Origin of the sequence: Succinivibrio sp. (assembly GCF_045124615.1) — a bacterium.
GTDB classification, from domain to species: Bacteria; Pseudomonadota; Gammaproteobacteria; order Enterobacterales; family Succinivibrionaceae; genus Succinivibrio; species Succinivibrio faecicola.
The window spans coordinates 1-1,636 of record NZ_JBGVMC010000049.1 but is presented as its reverse complement, the minus strand read 5'-3'; the positions used below and the strand labels follow the sequence as shown (position 1 = coordinate 1,636).

The window sequence follows — 1,636 nt, the reverse complement described above, 5'->3', positions numbered from 1 at the left end:
AACTTGTCTCAAAGCGAGATACATTATATATCTATTTTTCTAGTCGTCAACATATTTTTTAATTTTTTTTCTTCTTTCTCCTTTATCTAGCTAGAGTTTCTGCTTATTTATGCTTTTTTATGAATAATATTTTTGCCTTTTTATTAACTATTTTGAGTTAATTATTGATTTTAGGTAGGCAATCTGAATTTTCTGTAGCTCTTCAGGAGTAACATCAACTTTGCTTTTTAGTAGTTCAAGAAGTAGTTTTTGTCTTTTTGAGACCTTGTTAAAGTTTTCATTTTTTGCAAAATCAGGAAAGTTTTTGTATACCTCATCTCTCATGAAGTTGTAGATATCAGGAAGTTTATCGAATTTAGTAAACAGGATATAAAGAGTATTTAGATAAAAGAATTCTATAAAAGGCCATTCAAGTTCCTTTTTGAACAGTGAAAATGCACCTACAAGTTTGTAATATTCAAGTACAGCAAGTTCTATATCAAGTCTGTCTAAATGATGACTTGCATTATTTGAATTAACTGTTGATGACAGATTTTCACAATAAAAATAGAAGATCTCATCTATCAGATATGTATCCTTGATATAAAGACTGATTACTTTAGTTAGATAATTGTCTTCATAGGCACATTTGACAGGAAAAGCTATATCGTTATCAGTAAACAGTGCCTTTTTGTATATATGGCTTGTAAAAAACAGATTTCCATTATTTCCATATGATGGAAGATGGTAGTCAAAAAAGTTTTCTATTCTCTTGTGTTCTACTGCAAGATCCTGACGAGTCTTGCTGTGCTCTAGAGTTTTCATACTTTTTTCTATAAAGGATATATCTTCGCTTTTTATATGATTTACGTTAGTACCTTTTATCAGAATTTCATCATATCTGTGTTTGTCTATAATGTTTTTTACTTCCTGATATAAATGAATATTTACAAAATCGTCTGAATCTACAAAAGCTAAGTATTCACCTTTTGCAATAGCAATACCTTGATTTCTAGCACCGCCTTGTCTTTGGTTTTCATCATAGGTTATTACAGATATCAGCGACGGAAATTTTTTTTCCCATTCAACTAGTTTGTCAAAAGTTTTATCTTCTGAATCATCGTTGATGGCAATGATTTCGTAAAAACTCTTATCTAGAGTCTGTTCTGTTAGCGACTTTAAGCACCTGTCAATTTGCTTTTCCACGTTAAAGCAAGGAACGATAACGCTGATTAGAGGCTGGTTCACAATAAATCCTATTATTATTAAATTCAAAGCTGAATATTATTCTATAACTTTATTTTATAAACGGCAAAAACAAGATAGGATTTATTGATTATTATTTTGGTAAGATGGAGCAAGTGACGGGAATCGAACCCGCGCTAGAAGCTTGGGAAGCTTCAGTTCTACCATTAAACTACACTTGCAAAAATGCCTGTAAAGACAGGCATTTATATTACATCAAATATCGTTAAATTGCCAACTTTCTTTTTATATATTGGATACTGTCAATAATGGTGTTTGTATCAGTAGCTGAAGATGCTGATGTAACACATTTGAGTCCTTCATAAGGACCATCAAGGATTTCACCATAACTTGTAAGAGGTAGCACCTGACCTAGGATCTTAAGACCGAAGGTTTTCACTTCTCTGCAAGT

General features: G+C 31.5%; 2 protein-coding genes and 1 tRNA gene. All 3 read right to left on the bottom strand.

The window, feature by feature from the left end; genetic code table 11:
* Positions 1-147: 147 nt before the first annotated feature.
* The gene (locus ACJML3_RS01255; RefSeq protein ID WP_406019928.1) at positions 148-1,227 is read right to left on the bottom strand and encodes a glycosyltransferase family 2 protein; all 1,080 of its coding nucleotides are present in this window, start codon (positions 1,225-1,227) and stop codon (positions 148-150) included.
* A gap of 105 nt (positions 1,228-1,332) precedes the next feature.
* Positions 1,333-1,406 (bottom strand) — tRNA-Gly (locus ACJML3_RS01250).
* A gap of 44 nt (positions 1,407-1,450) precedes the next feature.
* A partial coding sequence (locus tag ACJML3_RS01245; protein ID WP_406019926.1) for a hypothetical protein occupies positions 1,451-1,636 on the bottom strand: 186 nt, incomplete at its 5' end.